This is a genomic window from Christiangramia sp. (assembly GCF_029937855.1).
Taxonomy (GTDB): domain Bacteria; phylum Bacteroidota; class Bacteroidia; order Flavobacteriales; family Flavobacteriaceae; genus Christiangramia.
Window position 1 is genome coordinate 30,627 of sequence record NZ_JAPYPC010000005.1, and the last position, 18,425, is coordinate 49,051.

The window sequence follows — 18,425 nt, forward strand, 5'->3', positions numbered from 1 at the left end:
ATTATATCGTATGCAATTAAACTGGATTTGTATCTGGATTTTTAATAGCAGGAGCTGTTTGTTCCTGTGGTTTTTTATTGTTTCAGCAACAAATTTTTTAGATGCCCAAAACCAGGCTATAGCAGACAGTTTGGAAAAAATCTATAATTCAGGGGGAAGTAATAAACAAGATTTAGAGACTTTAAAAGGTCTGGCCGAAAACAGCGTTGCCCCATACAAAAAATTACAATTTTCCCAGGAACTTTTAATACTGGCTAAAAAAAAGGATTCCACTAGCTATATATATTCTGCGCTGTTACAAAAAGGAAATGCTCTTGCAACAAGAGGTGATTTTAGCGAAGCCCTGGAAAGTTATTTCAAGGCAGCTTCCATAGCACAGACACCAAAAGAATTGGCTTTAATAAAGGTAACTCTTGGTGATGTGTATTCCCTAACAAAAAATCACAATAGATCAATAAGCTACTATAATGAGGCCATAGACATTTTCAGAAAAGCAGATGACTCCCTTAGTCTTGGATCTGTAATTTTCAATACAGGAGATGAATACCTCAAACATAATGATATTGATAAAGCTATTTCTTATTTAGAGGAATCCCAGGGAATTTTCCGAAAATTAAAGTTTGACCTGGGACTCGCTTATTGCTCGGGTACATTGGGTCTTGCTTATGCCAAATTAGGGCGAAATGCAGAGGCCGAAGAAAATATTAAAACAGCCATCCAGGCGCTGGAAAGACATGGAGATTATTCTCCAATTTGTGAGTTCTTAAACGGGATGTCTGATATTTATGTAGAAAAGGATGAGGATTCAATCGCCATAGAATTTGCCAGTCTCAGCAGGGATTTAGCCAAAAGTTATGGTTTTAAAAATGAGATTAGGGAAGCAAATTTCAAATTGTCAAAGATCTATGAAAAAACTGGAAAAATACCGGAGGCATATGAATCCTACAAGGAGTATATTTTATACAGGGACAGTATACTAAATGTTTCTACCGCCCAAAACATGGCTGGACTGCGGGCAGATTATGAGGTAGCCCAAAAGCAAGCCGAAGTGGACCTGCTCCATGAACAAAGAAAAAATCAGCAGCTGGTAAATATATCGGTTGGTGTAGCCGCTTTTTTAATTTTTTTACTTGCTTTTGGACTTTATCGAAGGAACCGATTTATTAAGCGTACCAGCGCTATTATTGAAAAAGAAAGAAATCGCTCAGATCGCCTATTACTTAATATCCTTCCGGAAGAAACTGCTAAAGAATTAAAGAAAAATGGTAAGGTTAGAGCTAAGAAATTTGAATCGGTTACAGTACTATTTGCAGATTTTAAAAGGTTCACCCAAATTGCTGAAAAACTTCCTCCAGAAAGGCTTATAAAAACAATAGATTATTACTTCTCCCAATTTGATAAGATCATGGAGAAATACAATATAGAAAAAATAAAAACTATAGGTGATAGCTATATGGCGGCAAGCGGCTTACCTTTTACCAATCCTAATCATGCAATTAATATAGTACAGGCTGCCTTTGAAATGACTCAATTTGTTAAGGATACCAAAGAAAATTCCCTGTATGATGATGCAGATTTTGACGTTCGTATTGGTTTAAATTCCGGGCCGGTTGTTGCAGGGGTCGTTGGCACTAAAAAGTTTGCATACGATATATGGGGGGATACGGTAAATATTGCTGCAAGAATGGAATCTCATTCAGATATAGGCAGGATAAATATTTCTGAAAATACCTACGACCTAATAAAAGATAAATTTGAATGTGAATATCGCGGTGAAGTAGAAGTAAAAAATGGAAGAATACTTAAAATGTATTATGTAGAGGGATTTTTGCATGAAATTTCCCAGTCTGAAATAAATTTTTCGAAAAATACCGGTTAACTAATTTTACAGATACAAGATTAATTTATCTGTTTCTTAACCTTGATTTTCCAGATTTGCCATCTATAATAAATTTTCCGGTAATTAACCAGCCAATTCCAAGACCTATAAGAATTCCAGATAGTAGATGAACATCAGTTCTTGTGAAAAAGTAACCAATCAAAATTCCGCTGATAACAGCACCTATCCCCATAATCCTCGCTTTATTCATAATAGTTTTATTTATGGACTTAATCTCTAAATGCGGGGTAGGGTGTGCATCGAGTACGTTAAGATCTAATTTGGACGGGGAATTTAAACATTTTATCTTAATTTTTGAATGAAAATCCATGAAAATTTTATTTGCAAAAGACTACTGTTTACTCATTTAGAAATAAAAGAATACCTAACCTGGTCTAACATATCAAAATCGTAAAATACTATTGAGAGGGCTATAAATTATGCTAACCGGTCATTGTGAAGGATTTTTCTCCACTTCGAAATTGTAGTTTATTGAATCAGGATGAATTTGTGGATATCTATTTTCATTCTCTCTTTTCTGAATTTTTTTAAAATCTATATTTGGCCTCCCAAAAAAAGAAGATATGAGCGTTATATGGTATGAATGCAAAGTAAAATATAGAAAAACTCACGAAACAGGTGAAAGCAAAATAACTACAGAAAACTATCTACTTGATGCTGTTTCATATACGGAAGCAGAATCAAGGATCACCGAAGAAATGGCTGCCTACACCAGTGAGGAATTCAAAATCACCAATATAAAAGTCGCGAATTTCTCTGAGGTGCATCCTTTTGAAAATTCCGATCGTTGGTTCAAATCCAAAATTTCACTTATTTCTTACGATGAAGAGAGTGGTAAAGAAAGGAAATCCAATCTTTATATGCTTATTCAGGCCAATAATGTAAAAGAAGCATTTGAGAATACGGAACAGGCTTTACAGGGTACTACCGGGGATTATACTATTCCTGCGATCACAGAATCGCCTATTTTGGATGTGTTTCCTTATTTCTCTGGAGACGAAGAAGAAGCTGAAAAATTTGCTACAATAAAAGATTCTGAAACTTCTGAGGAAGAAGTTTTAGAAGAAACCGAAACCATGTGAATATAAAAGCTCCAAAAATATCTCCAGCAACCCCACTATTGGGGATTATTCTCCACTAGTGGAATAAATGCAGAAATATTCCACAGCCTGAGAGTTAAAAACCTTTCTAAGAACCTCATTACTAGCCAAATTTATCACTGGCACACGACTTGCTAGTGCCCTACACTAAAGGATTTAATTTAATCAGGAAATATGAGATCAGATTTGAAAAATTTTGAAATTGAACCTACAGAAACTAATACTTCTGCATCAACTATAAAAGAACCAAAGAATATATGGGGGATTGTCGTTTTATTAAGCACCTTTATTCTAATGATTGGGGCTGCTTTTTTAGTATTCAACCTTCAAAGCGACTTTTCCGCCTATAATATGGAAAGAATGAGTACTACCTGGGGATTAATCTTTGTGATTATCGCAGGGGCGTTATTTTTATATCGTGCAGGTTTCTTTATTTATAACCTGTACCTTTATTTTCGTTACAAGCCCGTGAAATCGGTTACCGATGAAGAATTACCAACTTCTACGGTTATAGTTCCAGCCTATAATGAAGGCAGGCAGGTATATGATACTTTAATGAGTCTGGCGGCTAGTGATTTCCCGAAGGAAAAACTTCAGTTATTAGCTATAGATGATGGTAGTAAAGATGATACCTGGCATTGGATGCAGGAGGCCAGGAAAATTCTGGGCGATCGGGTGGCGATTTACCAGCAACCAGAAAATAAAGGAAAACGTCATGCGCTCTACCGCGGTTTCAATCTGGGTACAGGAGATGTTTTTGTAACCGTAGACAGTGATTCTGTAGTAAAGCCGGATACCTTGAGAAACCTGGTAAGCCCCTTTGTGGTAAATGAGAAGTGTGGTGCCGTTGCCGGTAATATTCGAGTCCTGAACAATAAAAAGGCGCTGCTTCCAAAAATGCTTAATGTAAGTTTTGTATTGAGCTTTGAATTCGTAAGATCTGCGGAAAGCACCCTGGAATCTGTATTATGTACTCCTGGAGCACTGGCAGCCTATCGGAGGACTTCTGTTTTTGAATGCCTGCCTCAATGGATCAATCAGACCTTTATGGGAAAACCATCTGATATTGGTGAAGACCGGGCCATGACCAATATGATCTTAAAACAGGGAAAACACGTGCTTTTTCAGCGTAATGCCTATGCTTACACCAACGTTCCCGAGAAATACAAAGGCCTGTATAAAATGTTTATTCGTTGGGGAAGAAGTAATGTGCGTGAGAACATTGTGATGTCTAAATATGTATTCTCGAATTTTAGAGAAGGATCAAAAATAGGAACCCGTCTATTATTCGTTAATCAGTTTTTGAAGATCATCATGAGCTATCCATTGATTTTCCTGATGTTATTCTTTGTTATTTCTCATCCTATACTTTTCGTAAGTTCTACTTTGTTGAGCATCTTTATTCTGTCCAGCTTTCCAGCTTTGTTTTATGCAAAAAAATATAAGTCTACAGAATCTTTTTGGGCATATTCGTATAGTATACTTTATACTTTTGGGTTGTTCTGGATCACACCTTATGCGATTGCCACGGCAAGTAAAAGCGGATGGTTAACCCGCGAATTGAGTCAGAAATAAGTTGGAAAATCAAAAAACAAAAACACCGTTTCAATAAATTATTGAAACGGTGTTTGTTTTCCTAGCAGGTATAATTTATACCACTCCCGTATAGATAAAACTAAAAAATTCTCTAATAAATTTCTTATATATCAGGCTGACATCAGATCTCTTTTACCGGGATCTTTTCGGATCCATAAAAGCATTCAGGAGTTCTTCTGAAATTTCGGGATTTGCTCCTTCCTTAGCGGCTACCAATGCACCAACAGCGCATGCTTTGTCCAATGCCTGTTGAGGTTTCTCTCCCAGTAATAGTTTGGCCAGCAAAGTTCCTAAAAATGAATCCCCTGCACCTACCGTATCTTTTACGTTAACCTTATAACCCGAATTATAATACAGCTTTTTATCATGCAATAATACCGCTCCATGCCTGCCTTTGGTAACACAAATTTGTGCTGCATTAGATTTTACAGCAATAAAAAGAAGATTCTGTTCCAGCGAAGTATATTCAGAACCCATCATTGCGGCAATCTCAAAAAGCTCATCATCATTCAATTTAATGAATTCAGCATGTTGCATAAGCTCCATAAGGAGTTCTTTTGAATAATGAGGTGGTCGAAGGTTGAAATCCAGCACCCTGAATTTTGCCTTTGGAATTAATTCAAAAAGAGTATTTCGACTAACCTCATCACGGCATACCAGACTTCCAAAGATAAAAGCATCTGCATTTTTTACAGAAGTGATCATCGTATTAGTAATCTCAATTTTATCCCAGGCAGATGGATAGTTAATTTCATAGGTGGCTGAGCCGCTGGCAGAAAGTCTTACATCTACCATCCCGGTAGGATGATTTTCATCCTTAATAATATTCCCTTTTTCGATATTTCTTGAACTAAGATAATTAAGTAATTTCTCTCCTTTTTTATCCACGCCAATCCTGCTTATCATTTCGGTTTCTATACCCATACTACTAAGCCTGCTCGCTACATTCAGCGGCGCACCGCCTATTCTCTCCATATCCGGAAAAACATCATACAGGATCTCTCCAAAACAAACCGCTTTTATTTTTTTACTCATATATTGAAATTAAATTTGCTAATATCCGTTTTCTGTCCTACAAGTTTCTTTCGTCACCCTGAATTCATTTCAGGGTCTCAATATAGCATTGATTTAAATCAAAATGAGATTCTGAAACAAGTTCAGAATGACGTCATTTTTTGGTTTAGGAAACTTTACGGACAAACAATTAAATTTTAAACTAGCGCTCCCCTTTCGATTCAGCGTCTTTTTTCCTCTGCTTATTAAACTTCAGTTCGTAGGCTTTAAAATTTTTCACAGTAAAATCCTCCAGTCCGCTAAAACTAAATGCTTCCCATGGTTGATTCGGAAAGAATATCTCGGTCATTACTGTTTTTCCATCATCAAAGAACATTTCAATAGATGTCTTATCTAATATAAAAGTGGCTTTGAGATCCTCTGAATCTGAAATGCGTGGTGCGGTAGAAATTTCTGAAGCGAATTTATCTGAAAAATCTGTTTGTCCGGAATGGGACCTATTCACGCTGAATTTTTTCTGGGCGTGATCGTAAGATACGATGAATTCTTCACCGGCTTTATTAGAAAGTCTGAAATTATAAGTGATTTCCTGAAGGTCATTTATAGTAAAACTGATCTCTGCCTTTCCCAGATCTATATTTTCCGAGTTAAGCACTGTAGTATTCCCGTTGATATTGACTTCCTTTTTTATTACCTCAGCAGCGCGATATTTATCTAATTCTTCTACCGGTCTTGAAGTAATTAAATAGCGATCACCTTCTTTTATTAATTTCAATTCCCTGGCCACCGTCATGGCACTACGCCAGGTTTCCGTAGGAACTTCCTGTGCATAGAGCCAGTTAGACATCCACCCCATAAAAAGTTTACGGCCATCCTCAGCGGGTATATTTGCCCAGGTAACTCCTGCATAATTATCCCTTCCAAAGTCTATCCAGAAATTATGCTTTTCTTCCAGGTCTTTCATGTTTTCTTCCGGTGTAAAAGTCTTTCCGTCAAAATCACCAATAAAATACTGTGTTCCAGAGCCACCATTATAACCACCGGGATTCAGGCTTTGTATTAATACCCATTTGGTTTGGTCGCTCCCTTCCACCTGCATTGGAAAAAAATCCGGACATTCCCAAACGCCATTATGAGCACCAGTTCCTTCACCAAATTCTGAAACCTTTGTCCATTCTTTTAAGTTCTGTGAAGTATAAAAAAGTGTTTTCTCCCGGGTAGCAAGCGCCATAAGCCATTGCTTGTGAATATCATCCCAGGTTACCTTCGGGTCTCTAAAATCCTTGATGCCGGGATTGGGGATGACGGGATTCCCTTCATATTTGATCCAGCTATAACCCTCATCCAGGCTATAGGCTATTGCCTGCGATTGGTAATCTTCCCGTTCTTCTTCCTCTCCAATTGGATCGTGATATGTAAAGATTGCCACTACGGGAGTTTTTCCTTCCTCGCCAAAACCTGAAGTATTTTTTTTATCTACCACTGCACTACCCGAAAAAATATAGCCTTTTTCATCTGGATACAGGGCAATTTCCTGCTCTTCCCAAGTAATCATGTCTTTACTGGTCGCATGTCCCCAATGCATGGGTCCCCAAACGTTATCTTTAGGATAATATTGGAAATACAGATGGTAAGTGCCATTGAGATAGAACATCCCATTTGGATCGTTCATCCAGTTCTTTTCAGGAGTAAAATGGAAGTTTGGCCTAAAATCCTCATCGGTTTGAACTTCTGCTATTTGCCCTTCTTTGGAATCATTCGTTTCCTGCTCGTTATTCTTGCAGGAAAGAATAGAAAAAATAAAGATTCCGAAACATATAAAAGATAAAAGGTATTTTTTCATATTATTCTGTTGTAGTTGAAATTTGCTTTTTAAATGACAGTTCTTCCGCAAGCTGTTCCAGCGATTTTCCTTTAGTTTCCGGCATCATAAAGAGCACGAAAAGTAGTTGTAGGAACATCATAAAAGCGAAAAATGCAAACACATATCCTGGACCAATACTGGAGAATAAGAAAGGAATAGAAGATGGGATTATTGCCGCTAACACCCAGTGTGTTGAAGAACCAAAAGCCTGACCTGAAGCCCGTAGGCGATTCGGGAAAATTTCAGAAATAAATACCCAGATTACCGCTCCCTGGCCTATGGCATGAGAGGCTATAAAAAGGAATAGGAAAATTGGCACCCAAAGCCCTCCCCAGTTTAAAAAGAATGCGGCGGCTACCAAAGACAGTGAAATAATGTAACCTATGGAACCATAAAGCATGAGTTGTTTTCTTCCTAATTTATCAATAAGGAAAACTCCCAGCAATGTAAATAAGAGGTTCACCACTCCTATTCCAATACTGCTCAAAAGAGCCGTGCTTTCCCCAAGCCCTGCAGATTCGAATATTCTTGGTGCATAATATAGAAAAGCATTGATACCGGACAACTGATTGAAAAATGCAATGAGAAATGCTAAGATCAGAGGAAAGCGATATTTACGCATAAAGATGTTTTCTCCGGTTGCTTCCATCCTATTTTGATGTTCGATCTCCGCCACTTTATCCCGAACATCCATCCCGGGATCTATCATTTGTAGCACCTTCGTTGCTTCTTCCATCCTGCCTTTGGAAACCAGCCACCGCGGACTTCTGGGCAAAAACAGAACAAAAACACAATAAATAAGGGCCGGAATTGCCTCCACTCCCACCATCCATCTCCAGGGCTGCTCTCCTGTATCTCTTAATAAATAATTAGAAAGGAACGCGATAAGAATTCCCAAAACAATATTAAACTGGTATAAAGAAACCAGTTTACCTCTTTTATCTGCAGGCGCTATTTCTGAAACAAAAGCTGGTGCGGCAATGGTGGAAGCACCAACTCCAAGACCTCCAAGGAATCTAAAAACTGCAAATGTAATAGAATCATTCGCGAAAGCAGAACCAAGGGCAGAAACAAAGTATAGCACTCCAATAATCATGAGTGTGTTCTTTCTTCCAATCTTATTCGTGGGGATACCACCGAAAATAGCACCTACCACCGTTCCCCATAATGCCATTGCCATCACTACCGAACCGTGAAAAGCATCTGAAGTATTCCATAATTCCTGCAACTGCTTATCAGCACCAGAAATTACTACCGTATCAAATCCAAAAAGAAAACCAGCAAGCGCAGCACTGATAGACCAGGCAAGAATTTTATTCATATTTACTAATTGAAATTAAAACCTGAGAAACCTCCCTTTGGTCCCAAAAGCAGAAATCCTACAGGCTCTGAGGGCAGAATTTAGATAATTTTTGAAAGTTTCTACTTATTATTTTAGAAAAATCAACTCCAGGCTCCATATTTTCAGAAGCTTTTAAGTCATTTTAATGGCCAGAAAATGGGAACAAGGATTAAAATAAGAAGAATCAGGATGCTTGTAAGAGGAACACCTGCCTTAATAAAATCCATAAATTTATATTTCCCTGGGCCGTACACTAATATACAGGAAGGTTCAAAAGGAGTAATAAGCGAAACCGATGCGCCCAGCATAATTGCAATGGCAAAACTACGAGGATCTGCCTGAAGAATCGCTGCAGCATCCATGGCCACCGGTAAAATAACCAGTGCCGCGGCAGCATTAGACATAGGCTGGGTAAGCAGGATCACTAAGACCACAAAACCTGTTAACACCCACAGGGTACCCATTCCGCCTAAAATATTAATGATATTGTTCGCCAAAAATTCTGAAGCACCCGAATTATGCATGGCTGTTCCGAACGCGCTCATCCCTCCAATAAGAATGAGAAGTTTCCAATTCATTATCTCATACGCCCGCTCTGCGGGAATAGCACCTACTATTACTGTAACCAGGGCTGCAGTGAGAAAAGCTATAGACAGCGGAACCAGCTCCAAAGAGCCTGCGATAATTGCCAGAATAAAAATAATCACAGAAAAAATACCTTTTCGTTCTTTAAACATGTTTACCCTAAAATCTCCCATTACAGAAAATTCAGTAGAATTCTTTATAGCATTTACTGCCTCTTCCGTTCCCTGTACCAATAGTACATCTCCTATATTTAGCTTAAGACTTCCTATTTTTTGTGATATTACTCCATCGAACCTGTGGATAGCCAGCACCACCAGATCATAATTTTGTCTAAACCTTGTTTCAATTAGAGTACGTTTAACAAACGGAGAGCCTGGGGTGACCAGCACTTCCATCAGCCGTATTTTATCACTCTGAATTTCTTCATTATCTATAGTATCTGCAAGTACCTTTAATCCTGAATGTTCTTTCACTTTTATAAGATCATCTACTTTACACTCCACCAACAGGATATCGCTGAGCTGTAATTTTGTGGCATGATTAGGAATGATCTCATCCTTTTCCCGAATAATCTTGATGATACGCACATTCCATTTGGCCAATTCTGATGAAAAGGCCCTTTCCCCAATCAGGCTGGATCCTTCTAAAATTACAATTTCGGAAAGGTATTGTTTAATCTTATATTCTTCAGTATAGCTTCCTTTTTCCCTATCGGGCAGTAGCTTTTTCCAAAAAAGAAGCATGAAAATAATTCCTACAGTTGAAAGAATAAGTCCTATCCAGAAAATTTCAAAAAAATGCAGGGGTTCTAATCCTACACTGGCAATATATCCACTTACGGCAACATTAGTTGATGTTCCAATGAGGGTGCAGGTACCGCCAAGAATTGAAGAATATGCAACAGGAATAAGGACTTTGGAAGGACTTATGTTTAATTTTCTGCACATCCCCACTACAGGACCGGTTACCAAAGCAGTTACCGTGGTATTGTTCATGAATGCTGAAAATGAACCGGTAATAAGCATGGTATAGGCTATAAATAAAGATTTGCTTTTAATGCCTTTTATCAGCTTAGAGCCTAATTTATCGAGTAACCCGGTTTCAGAAAGTGCTCCAGATATGACAAAAATTGAGGCTAGAATGATCATAAAATCACTACTGAAACCCGCAAAAGCTTCAGCAGGAGTTAAGATTCCCGTGAGACTTAGAACCACCAATAAGCTTATGGTTATGATATCCACTGAAATCTTTTCCGTCGCAAAAAGAATTATGGCTACTACCAGCAGTCCCAAAACAAGCGCAATTTCCATAATTCAAAATCTTATAAATAAATTTAAATATAGATAAAATAGATGTCTATAAAATGTTAAATGAGAACTCGGTTTTTAATATTTAATTCAAAAGATAACTACTAGTATTCAAGATATACACTATCTTCATAATCGGCCAGAAATCAAAACTTTAAGCAACAAAAAACATAGAGTCCCGGGAATTGATAAAATTCCCTTTACCTATATCATGAATGGAAAGGATTTTTCTTTTGGTGCTTTTATTACTCCCAGCGCACGTCTTCTGCCAGTATTGGCTTACTCGGGAAGACCCTTATTTTTTTGCTGGTATAGGAGTTGATTTACGTAATGCGACTTTTGGGGGAACAGTAAACCCTCAGGCATACGACGGCACATTTAACCTGGGTTATAGAAATGAAAATTTCAGTATAATCGCCTATTATGAAACATTTTCAGCAATAGAATATGAATCTATGGGGATAAATCCCGGCTATGTCTTTAGACCAGGAAAGATGCTTATTCCTGTCGCCGACCTCTCTCTATCTTTTATAAGGCGTCCCTGGAAAATTTTTCCATCGCTCGCATTGAATAGTCGGTTAGAATTCCATTTTTCAAGGTTCTTCGTCCACCTGAGAGGTGAATATCGCTGGCGTACAGATTATGATTTTTTCCAGGTATCTGTATATGGAGGGATAAGTTATAAGTTTGGTTTTCCTAAATGAAAATTTTCTTGAAGCCCACTTTCCCCTGGGCAAACCGTAGGAACATTTCGCCGTACCGAGCTATCGGGATTTTATTTCCCCTCACCCGGAACTGCGAAAAAATAGTTCCGACCGTGCATTCCTCTCCCTGCGGTCGTCCGGTGCAAGAGGAGAGGTGAAGCGGAAATTCCGAGGTAGATCCGTGAGGGAATTTGTAAGATTAAATTTCAAGACACTTCCTTATTGCTTTGTCAAAACTTTAACTTGAACTCATCAATTTTTATCTAATTTTGATGCTTTGCCAACATATTTCTTATGGAGATCTTTTTACAACCGGATACCTGGGTAGCACTACTCACACTTACATTCCTCGAAATTGTACTAGGGATAGACAACATCATTTTTATCTCCCTGGTGGCTGGAAAAGTGCCCGAAGAAAATCAAAAAAAGGCAAGAGTTGGCGGACTTTCTCTCGCTCTCATTATGAGAATCTTACTACTTCTAAGTATCACGTGGATAATTGGTTTAACCAAACCTGTATTAACTATAGCAGATTTTGATTTGAGCTGGCGGGATATTATTTTAATTGCCGGAGGTATTTTCCTTCTAGTAAAGAGTACGCTGGAGATTCATCATAAAGTAGAAGGGCAACAGGAAGAAGCTGAAACTGGCAAAAAAGTCAACCAAACCATGTCTTTTTCTTCAGCCATTATACAAATCGTATTGCTGGACCTCGTATTCTCATTCGACTCCATTTTAACCGCTGTTGGCCTTACAGATCAAATCATTCTTATGGTAATTGCAGTGGTGGTTGCTATCATAGTAATGATGATTTTTGCAAAAGCCGTTGGTGAATTTGTAAACAAGCATCCAACGATTCAAATCCTGGCATTGTCATTCCTGATATTGATCGGGGTGATGCTTATTGTGGAAGGTGCACACTATCATGTTCCCAAGGGCTACATCTATTTCGCGGTTTTCTTTTCCTTAGCCATTGAAATGCTGAATATGAGATACCGAAAGAAGAATATTTAAATACCAGGTAAAATCTTTAATCTAAAATTTCGTAATGGATGGGCTTAAAACTCCCTCCATTGCTATCTTCTGCAGAACATGCTGTTAGACCTACGAAAAGGTCCATTTTAGCTTCAAAAAGTATATAATCGCCAGCTTTGCTTGTAGGCGGTTCCACCGTGATTTTACCGAATTTATCAAACTGAACATTCATAAAAATATTGAAAGCGGTAGGAATATCATCAGGCTCGATATCAAATCTCTTTAAATTGGAATATAAATTCTCAAAACAACTGGGATGATAATCGGTATTTTTATACATGATCTTAAACGTTTCCGGGCTACATGGAGCCAACAAGAAGTCATTTCTACCATTGGTATCTTCCAGGATCTCCATCATTTTATTACTCCGATTGCTCCAAATGTAATTCGCCTTGGTAATAAGTATACTTTCTTCAAAATCCATAGTTTTCCCGCTGGAAATCTTCTCCCTGGTATCGTTCGCATTAAACAAAACCATATCGCTTACCTGTTCTCCCATGGGATCAATTACTTTAAGCAACTTACCTTTTTCCAGTTTAAAAGCTGCCCCTGTTTGCTTTTCTATAATTTCCATCTAGTATTTTTTATTCTGTTCTATCCCGTTTTCTTCTCTAATTGCTTCGGAAAGATTCTTCTCATTTGCATTTTCAGAATTTTTCAAATGATTCATTGTACTTTTAATATCATGCTCGGCATATCCCTGATGTAATTTGGCAATCCCTTCCACTTCGAAGGGTTCAAGCCAAAAACCGGTAATGAGTGGAAGGTGATCTTCAATCATTTTCCGCGGAAGCTCCTTATAAAAAAGAGGATTTTCCTGCTTCTTTTCAAATTTTTCCACAAGTAAACTAAGCGAATTTTCCAGCTCAGCTGTTGTTTGCAGTTTTATTTTGGCATTCACATGAACCGCAGAATAATCCCAGGTACTAATATCCTTTTCCTTATACCAGGATGAAGAAACATAGGCATTTGCTCCATGGAAAATTACCAGAGCTTCCGCTCCATCTTTTAAAAACTTGAGTTGTTCGTTATGATTGGCTATATGGGCATAGAGTTTCCAGTTGTTAGCATTCCCATCGATAAGTACCGGAATATGAGTAGCCAGCAGCCTATTCCCATTTATAACAAAACTTGCAAAAGGATGATTTTGAATAAATGAAAAAATAAATTCTTTATCATCCTTTCGGTATTGGGGAGGTCTATACATAATTACTTTTTGCTATGAAAAGGACATTTCCACTCCTTGTCTACTTTTCTTCCACTATATTGTTTCGTTTCACTACTATTACCAAAATCCTCTAACATAGGATTAATTTCTCCCTGTAATTCCCTGTCTCGTTCCCGTATTTTATTACGAACATTTTCATAAGTTCCCATTTCCCGCAATTTTTCAAACTGCCAGTGCAGGTTAAATGCGATTGCTGTATATGGAGTTTGCCTGGCAATTCTTGAAGCATTAGGATGCAAACCAACAATATAAAAAGCTTTCCCTCCAAGACTAAAGCTGAAATTTTTGTTTTCCGTATCTTTACTAACTTCAGGATCCCATTCTTTTTTATCTATATTATGAAGGTTTTGAAGTTGCTTCCAAAGAATTTTTTCAAATTGAATTTCGGAATATTCAGGAGAATCTGGAAATACCGCCAGAAATGTTTGAAAATCGTTCGATCCAAAATCGTAATTTGATACATACGTTTCCAAATCTACGATGAGTTTCTTTGCAGTTTCAATACTCCCGAAATCCTCATAAGTCTTTAACACCACTTTATCCATACTAAAAACGGTTTGAGCCATAATGCATGGATGATCATGCTTCAGAACAAAGTTCTCAAACTCCTTTTTAATATTTCCGTCATCGCGGTTTAGCGTATATTTCTTCTTTTTATTTCTATTCTTAACTTCCATTCCTTTTATATTATCTTTTCACTCCCTTTATCAACCACTCTTCAATTTCTTCATCCATATCGCCGGTATGTAAAACAGAGATATCTCCGGTAGCCTCAAAGACAACGGCCCTTACCTCTTTTATCCTTAGCACATTCGCCTCTCTTAATTTAGACCTAAGATCGTCCTCGGTTACCCGCGCTTTTTTTAAATTATGATATAAGACCTCCTTACCATCCATCAACATTAATGGGGCATTGTCTACGGCATTCCTTACCAACTTATATCTTCTTAGTATTGCTACGGAAAGCTGAAGAAGATAGATGGCTCCCAGACCAATAATTCCTTCCCATAAACTCACACTTTTAGATAACACAGTGGTCGCTATCATAGATCCTAATGCCACCGTCATGGCAAAGTCAAAACTGGACATTTTTGAGAAGCTCCTTTTTCCCGCAATACGTGTGTATATAATAATAGCTATATAAATTCCAACCGCAGTTAGAACTATTGCCAACATCGATTCAAGGTTAAAAGCAAACCATTTTTCCATCCTAATTAATTAACTACCTATTATTTCCCCTCCATTTACATGAATTACCTGTCCTGTTATATAACTACTATCTTCCGAAGCTAAAAAAACATATGCAGGCCCTACTTCACTGGGTTGACCTGCCCTGCCCATCGGAACTTTTTTTCCAAAATCTGAAATATCATTAAATGTAGAAGGTATGAGTGGGGTCCAAATTGGGCCGGGAGCTACCGCGTTTACCCTTATATTTTTATCTACCAGCATTTTAGATAGCGACCGCGTAAAACTGACTATAGCTCCTTTAGTACTGGAATAATCAAGAAGATGTTCGCTCCCGCGATAGGCTGTAACCGAAGTAGTATTGATTATTACCCCTCCTTTTTTTAAATGATCAAGAGCTTTTTTAACGATATAAAAATATGGGTAAAGATTAGTGTCAAAAGTTTTTCTGAACTGGCTTGAACTAATATCCTCCACTTCTCCTTTCGGGAATTGCATGGCAGCATTATTCACAAGGATGTCTAGTTTTTCAAAATGACCTATAAAGATTTCTACCAACTCCTTACAAAAATCCTCTTCTTTCAGATCCCCGTGAATCAATAAGCACTCTTTCCCTTCTTTTTTAACCAGCTCTTTTGTCTTTTGGGCGTCTTCTTCCTCGTCTAAATAGACAATTCCAATATCGGCACCCTCTCTGGCAAAATGAACAGCAACACTCCTGCCTATTCCACTATCTCCACCAGTTATTAGAACCGCTTTCCCTTCTAATTTACCACTTCCTTTATAATTATCCCTGATAATTTCCGGCTCGGGATTCATCTTAAATTCATCGCCCGGCTGTTCCTGATCCTGTGGAGGAAATTCCTTATTTTTACTCATGACAATTCCAGCTTGTTAATTACTCAACTCAAAAAATCTAAATTACAAAGCGATCTTTCTAATTAAATGTTAAGCATTCATAATGATTTCTAAATCTTAGCAGAAGAGAGCAAAACCGCTAAAAAATAGTTCGTATGGATTAATTCGATAAGTTTGAATATGAATAAATTCCTAAAAATAGGACATAGAGGCGCGAAAAGCCACTTAGCGGAAAACACCCTGGAAAGTATCCAGAAAGCACTTTCTATAGGAGTGGATATGGTGGAGATAGACGTACATACATGTGCGAGTGGCGAATTATGGGTGATCCACGATTTCACTCTGGACCGAACTACCGACGGAAGCGGGGAAATTGCCAAAAGATCTGCTGAAGAACTGAGCAAACTTAAAGTGGAAGGTTATTTTAAAATTCCTTTATTAACTGAAGTCCTGGATCTTATTGAAGGAAAATGCACTATAAATATAGAATTAAAAGGACTGAATACTGCTGCTGCGGTTTGTAAAATCGTTCAGGAAAGAGTGAACAGCAAAAATTGGAAATATTCAGACTTTATAATTTCCAGCTTTCAGAAGAATGAGCTTTTTGAGGTTCGGAATATAGATAAACAGGTTCCCATCGCCGTGCTAAGTAAAGCAAGCGTCCCGGAAGCGATTGAACTGGGAAAACGACTTAGCGCCAGTGCCATCCATCCATCTCTGGGAATTATCACCAGGGATAATATAAAATTAAGCCATGATGCCGGCTTTAAAGTAAATGTATGGACGGTGAATGAAAGAAAGGATATACAACGCATGATAGATTTTGGGGTAGACGGCATTATTTCAGATTATCCCAACAGGCTGCATAATCCAGTATTAAATCTCAAGCCTTAACTAAATTTTCCCGCTTCTTTATATTCTGCCTATTTTTACCTTTTATTAAAACGGGAGATTTGGATTTATACGATATTATAATTGTAGGCGGAGGCGCTGCAGGATTTTTTACCGCCATAAATGCTGCGGAAACTAATTCCAGTCTTAAAATTCTTATTCTTGAACGCGGCAAAGAAGTGCTTACAAAAGTTCGGGTTTCCGGTGGCGGCCGATGTAATGTAACCCATGCCGAATTTATCCCTTCTGAACTGGTTAAACGATATCCAAGAGGAGAAAAAGAGCTGCGTGGCCCTTTTCATAAATTCATGACAGGTGATACGATAAGTTGGTTTGAAGATCGTGGAATTAAACTCAAAACAGAAGAAGACGGAAGAATGTTCCCTATAACAGATAGTTCTAAAACCATCATAGATTGTTTTAAGCGAGAATGTAAAAAGCTAAATATTGAGGTTAAAACCGGAGAAAGCCTGAAGGATTTTTCCAGCGAAAATAGTATATGGCAGATCAATACCACTAACTGTAGTTTCAAAGCTTCAAAATTAATGTTAGCAACCGGGAGTAATTTAAAAATCTGGAATTTACTGGAAAAGATGGGACATTCTATCGTTCCGGCAGTACCTTCCCTTTTTACTTTTAACATCCAGGACACACGGATAAAAGATCTCGCAGGGATAGCCTTAGATGCTGAAGTAAAAATTTTAAATGAAAAGCTTGAAAGTTCCGGTCCTCTTTTAATCACCCATTGGGGCATGAGCGGACCTGCAATTTTAAAACTTTCGGCCTGGGGAGCCAGGGAATTGAACCAGCTAAACTACAATTTCAAAATTCAGGTAAACTGCTTACCGGGTAACACTTCAGAAGATATTATTACTGAACTCAAGCAGTTAAAATTTTCAATTTCTAAACAGCAGGTGGCAACCCGACCTCAATTTGAACTTCCAAAAAGGCTTTGGCAAAGTATCGTTGCAGCTTCAAAAATAAAACAGGAAACAAAATGGGCAGACCTTAACAAGGATCAATTACAGAATTTATCAGAGCAATTGACTTCCGCAGTTTATAAAGTGAACGGCAAAAGTACTTTTAAAGAAGAATTCGTCACCGCGGGTGGGATCAGCCTGAAAGAAGTGAATTTTAAAACCTTTGAAAGTAAGATTCACAAAAATTTGTATTTCGCCGGAGAGATTTTAAATATTGATGCGATCACAGGCGGATTTAATTTTCAGAATGCCTGGACGGGAGGATTTTTAGCCGCAAAGGCTATGAGTTTAACCTCCATATCTCAAAATTAAAGGCAATGGCAAATAAAACCCATATTGCATACGGCACTAGCAAATAGGCCGATGAAAGGCTTACTACCTTAAACCATTTTATGGTAAAGAGTATCAAAATAAATAGCGCGATTAAATCCAACAAGGCAATAAATGGCTTTTCTAAAGCGAAAAAAAGCAAAAACCAGAATCCGTTAAGCAATAGCTGAAAGCCAAAATGATATAATGCAGTTTTCACCCATTTATGATAAAAACCTTTACTCCAAACGATACCTGCAGAAACGCCCATTAACGCATACATAAGTATCCAGATGGAAATAAAGATATCCTCTCGAATATGGAACCATGGTTTTTCCAGGCTGGGGTACCCATTTTCTAATCCCGTTTGAGTGGCAACCACACCCATAAAACCAAAAATGAAACAAATCATTACTGCAAAAGAACTTCTTATGAACAGTTTTTTAGTCATAATTGGTTGGTTGGATCTACTAAAATAGCAATTTATTTGAATTGTTTTAGAAGGAATCCAAGCCATAAAAGTT

At 37.8% G+C, this 18,425-nt stretch carries 18 protein-coding genes; 7 read left to right on the forward strand and 11 right to left on the reverse strand.

Features of this window, described 5'->3' with window-relative positions; translation table 11 throughout:
* Positions 1-10: 10 nt before the first annotated feature.
* On the forward strand, positions 11-1,879 hold the full coding sequence (locus Q1K34_RS04195) for an adenylate/guanylate cyclase domain-containing protein (RefSeq protein ID WP_300434923.1): 1,869 nt from the start codon (positions 11-13) through the stop codon (positions 1,877-1,879).
* A 25-nt stretch (positions 1,880-1,904) separates the two neighbouring features.
* Here the strand turns inward: Q1K34_RS04195 and Q1K34_RS04200 are convergent, their stop codons facing one another.
* A complete protein-coding gene (locus Q1K34_RS04200) occupies positions 1,905-2,210 on the reverse strand; it encodes a hypothetical protein (protein ID WP_300434925.1) in 306 nt (101 codons plus the stop codon).
* A 253-nt stretch (positions 2,211-2,463) separates the two neighbouring features.
* Here Q1K34_RS04200 and Q1K34_RS04205 point away from each other — a divergent pair, with 253 nt between their 5' ends.
* Both Q1K34_RS04205 and Q1K34_RS04210 read left to right on the forward strand, forming a co-directional pair.
* Positions 2,464-2,982: a DUF4494 domain-containing protein gene (locus Q1K34_RS04205; RefSeq protein WP_300434927.1), complete on the forward strand. Its 519-nt coding sequence runs from the start codon at positions 2,464-2,466 to the stop codon at positions 2,980-2,982.
* 192 nt (positions 2,983-3,174) lie between these two features.
* Positions 3,175-4,575 carry a glycosyltransferase family 2 protein gene (locus Q1K34_RS04210; RefSeq protein WP_300434930.1) on the forward strand — a complete coding sequence of 467 codons (1,401 nt, stop codon included), beginning with the start codon at positions 3,175-3,177 and terminating at the stop codon, positions 4,573-4,575.
* A 153-nt stretch (positions 4,576-4,728) separates the two neighbouring features.
* Here the strand turns inward: Q1K34_RS04210 and Q1K34_RS04215 are convergent, their stop codons facing one another.
* The 4 genes from Q1K34_RS04215 to Q1K34_RS04230 all read right to left on the reverse strand — a co-directional run bounded on the left by Q1K34_RS04215 (position 4,729) and on the right by Q1K34_RS04230 (position 10,711).
* On the reverse strand, positions 4,729-5,631 hold the full coding sequence (locus Q1K34_RS04215; protein ID WP_300434933.1) for a PfkB family carbohydrate kinase: 903 nt from the start codon (positions 5,629-5,631) through the stop codon (positions 4,729-4,731).
* 181 nt (positions 5,632-5,812) lie between these two features.
* Positions 5,813-7,453, reverse strand: a complete 1,641-nt coding sequence (locus tag Q1K34_RS04220) for a glycoside hydrolase family 32 protein (protein ID WP_300434936.1) — start codon at positions 7,451-7,453, stop codon at positions 5,813-5,815.
* A 1-nt stretch (position 7,454) separates the two neighbouring features.
* Positions 7,455-8,795, reverse strand: a complete 1,341-nt coding sequence (locus Q1K34_RS04225; protein WP_300434939.1) for a sugar porter family MFS transporter — start codon at positions 8,793-8,795, stop codon at positions 7,455-7,457.
* A 158-nt stretch (positions 8,796-8,953) separates the two neighbouring features.
* Complete coding sequence (locus Q1K34_RS04230; protein ID WP_300434942.1) at positions 8,954-10,711, reverse strand: SLC13 family permease; 1,758 nt, start codon at positions 10,709-10,711, stop codon at positions 8,954-8,956.
* 212 nt (positions 10,712-10,923) lie between these two features.
* Between Q1K34_RS04230 and Q1K34_RS04235 the strand changes: the two genes are divergently transcribed.
* Together Q1K34_RS04235 and Q1K34_RS04240 are read left to right on the forward strand one after the other, a co-directional pair.
* A complete protein-coding gene (locus Q1K34_RS04235; protein ID WP_300434944.1) occupies positions 10,924-11,412 on the forward strand; it encodes a hypothetical protein in 489 nt (162 codons plus the stop codon).
* 294 nt (positions 11,413-11,706) lie between these two features.
* The gene (locus Q1K34_RS04240; RefSeq protein ID WP_300434947.1) at positions 11,707-12,426 is read left to right on the forward strand and encodes a TerC family protein; all 720 of its coding nucleotides are present in this window, start codon (positions 11,707-11,709) and stop codon (positions 12,424-12,426) included.
* 16 nt (positions 12,427-12,442) lie between these two features.
* Here Q1K34_RS04240 and Q1K34_RS04245 read toward each other — a convergent pair whose 3' ends face one another.
* From Q1K34_RS04245 to Q1K34_RS04265, 5 genes are read right to left on the reverse strand one after another with little or no spacing between them, the layout of a single operon-like run.
* On the reverse strand, positions 12,443-13,021 hold the full coding sequence (locus tag Q1K34_RS04245; protein WP_300434950.1) for an urea carboxylase-associated family protein: 579 nt from the start codon (positions 13,019-13,021) through the stop codon (positions 12,443-12,445).
* Entirely contained in the window at positions 13,022-13,654 is a 633-nt protein-coding gene (locus Q1K34_RS04250; RefSeq protein WP_300434953.1) for an FMN-binding negative transcriptional regulator, read from the reverse strand.
* Positions 13,655-13,656: 2 nt separating this feature from the next.
* On the reverse strand, positions 13,657-14,352 hold the full coding sequence (gntA, locus tag Q1K34_RS04255; RefSeq protein WP_300434956.1) for a guanitoxin biosynthesis heme-dependent pre-guanitoxin N-hydroxylase GntA: 696 nt from the start codon (positions 14,350-14,352) through the stop codon (positions 13,657-13,659).
* 10 nt (positions 14,353-14,362) lie between these two features.
* Positions 14,363-14,884, reverse strand: a complete 522-nt coding sequence (locus Q1K34_RS04260) for a DUF421 domain-containing protein (RefSeq protein ID WP_300434958.1) — start codon at positions 14,882-14,884, stop codon at positions 14,363-14,365.
* 9 nt (positions 14,885-14,893) lie between these two features.
* Entirely contained in the window at positions 14,894-15,742 is an 849-nt protein-coding gene (locus Q1K34_RS04265) for an SDR family oxidoreductase (RefSeq protein WP_300434961.1), read from the reverse strand.
* 159 nt (positions 15,743-15,901) lie between these two features.
* On the opposite strand from Q1K34_RS04265, the gene Q1K34_RS04270 reads away from it, so the two are divergent.
* Together Q1K34_RS04270 and Q1K34_RS04275 are read left to right on the forward strand one after the other, a co-directional pair.
* On the forward strand, positions 15,902-16,615 hold the full coding sequence (locus Q1K34_RS04270; protein WP_300434964.1) for a glycerophosphodiester phosphodiesterase family protein: 714 nt from the start codon (positions 15,902-15,904) through the stop codon (positions 16,613-16,615).
* A gap of 59 nt (positions 16,616-16,674) precedes the next feature.
* The gene (locus tag Q1K34_RS04275; RefSeq protein ID WP_300434967.1) at positions 16,675-17,904 is read left to right on the forward strand and encodes an NAD(P)/FAD-dependent oxidoreductase; all 1,230 of its coding nucleotides are present in this window, start codon (positions 16,675-16,677) and stop codon (positions 17,902-17,904) included.
* On the opposite strand, the gene Q1K34_RS04280 is transcribed toward Q1K34_RS04275, so the two are convergent.
* The gene (locus Q1K34_RS04280) at positions 17,873-18,352 is read right to left on the reverse strand and encodes a TspO/MBR family protein (protein ID WP_300434970.1); all 480 of its coding nucleotides are present in this window, start codon (positions 18,350-18,352) and stop codon (positions 17,873-17,875) included. The genes Q1K34_RS04275 and Q1K34_RS04280 overlap by 32 nt on opposite strands.
* Positions 18,353-18,425 lie beyond the last annotated feature (73 nt).